The organism is Anaeromyxobacter sp. SG64 (genome assembly GCF_022690745.1).
Classification (GTDB): domain Bacteria; phylum Myxococcota; class Myxococcia; order Myxococcales; family Anaeromyxobacteraceae; genus Anaeromyxobacter; species Anaeromyxobacter soli.
Map to the genome: position 1 here is coordinate 1 of NZ_JALCZB010000194.1, position 1,609 is coordinate 1,609.

1 protein-coding gene and 1 pseudogene are annotated in these 1,609 nt (G+C 78.2%); both read left to right on the forward strand.

Going from position 1 to position 1,609, the window contains the following annotated elements:
- Positions 1 to 325, forward strand: a pseudogene (locus MNZ29_RS24015) (hypothetical protein); the annotation flags it as partial.
- Positions 326 to 404: 79 nt separating this feature from the next.
- A complete protein-coding gene (locus tag MNZ29_RS24020) occupies positions 405 to 1,463 on the forward strand; it encodes an NADH:flavin oxidoreductase/NADH oxidase (protein WP_242341596.1) in 1,059 nt (352 codons plus the stop codon).
- The last annotated feature ends 146 nt before the right edge of the window (positions 1,464 to 1,609 follow it).

Consider the following 1,609-nt stretch of genomic DNA (forward strand, 5'->3'; position numbering starts at 1 on the left):
CGCGGGGCGCGGCCGGACCACGCCCGCCGGCGCGCAGGCTCGGTCGCGGCGCGCGCCGGAGGTCCACGAGGTGAAGAGCCCCGCGGAGCTCGAGCCGGGCCTCGCGTCGGCGCGGCCCGACCCGCTCCGGCCCGGGCGCGTCGACAGGCCCGATCTGCACGCGCAGGCGGGGAGGTCCGGTGAGGGAGGCGCGGCGGAGGACGTCGCGGAGCACGAGCTCGTGCACGTCGCGCCGCACGAGGGCTTCTCCGCCCCGCCCAAGGACGCCCACGTCCGCGAGGAGGACCTCGGGGCGGCGCTGCCGCACGAGGACGAGGAGCGATAGGCGAAGCTCGGGCCGCGGCGGATCGGTGACCCCGGAAGGCGCGCTTGCGCGCGCGCCCGGTCCGGGGCTTCATCGGGGGATGCACCTCTTCTCCCCGCTCACCCTCCGCTCCCTCACCCTCCGGAACCGGATCGCGGTGTCGCCGATGTGCCAGTACTCGGCCGTCGACGGACGCGCCAACGACTGGCACCTCGTCCACCTGGGCGCGCGCGCCGCCGGCGGCGCGGGGCTCGTCATGTTCGAGGCGACCGCGGTGGAGGCCCGGGGCCGCATCTCCCCGGCCGATCTCGGGCTCTGGGACGACGCCCAGGTGGAGCCCCTCGCGCGGATCGTGCGCTTCATCGAGGGCCAGGGCGCCGCGAGCTGCCTGCAGCTCGCCCACGCCGGCCGGAAGGCCTCGACCGCGCCGCCGTGGGAGGGAGGCGCGCAGCTCGGCCGGAGCGCCGGCGGGTGGCAGCCGGTGGCGCCGAGCGCGCTGCCGTTCAGGGACGGCGATGCGGCGCCGCACGCGCTCGACGCGGGCGAGCTCCGCGGCGTGGTCCACGCGTTCGCCGCCGCGGCGCGGCGCGCGGCGGCGGCGGGGTTCCGGGCCGTCGAGATCCACGCGGCGCACGGCTACCTCCTCCACCAGTTCCTCTCGCCGCTCTCGAACCGCCGCACCGACGCCTACGGCGGGCCGTTCGAGAACCGGACCCGGCTCCTGCGCGAGGTGGTGGCCGCGGTGCGCGCGGAGTGGCCCGAGCCGCTCCCGGTGATCCTGCGGATCTCCGCGACGGACTGGGCAGAGGGCGGCTGGGACGTCGAGCAGTCGGTGGAGCTCGCCCGCGGCCTCGCCCCGCTCGGCGTCGAGCTCGTCGACGTCTCGTCGGGCGGGCTCGTCCCCACCGCGAAGGTGCCCGCCGGACCGGGCTACCAGACCGGCTTCGCCGAGCGCATCCGCCGCGAGGCGCACGTCGCGACGGGGGCCGTCGGGATGATCAGCGCCCCCGAGCAGGCGGACCACGTGATCCGCTCCGGGCAGGCGGACCTCGTGCTCATGGCCCGCGAGCTGCTTCGCGATCCGCACTTCCCGCTGCGCGCGGCGGGGACGCTCGGGCAGGACGGGCCCTGGCCGAAGCAGTACCTCCGCGCGCGCTGAGCGTCGCGGCGAGGCCCACCGCGGCGGCGAGCGCCCCGAGGAGCGTGAGCGGCGGGAGCCGGCCCGGCCACGTCGCCGGCGCGAACCAGCCGGGCGCGCCGAGCGCGGCGCAGTGCACCCCGACGAGCGCGAGCGCGCCCTGGGCC

What these genes read in the sequence shown, in the direction of transcription:
- MNZ29_RS24020 (WP_242341596.1), top strand. Translation starts at nt 405, where the DNA reads ATGCACCTCTTCTCCCCGCTCACCCTCCGCTCCCTCACCCTCCGGAAC.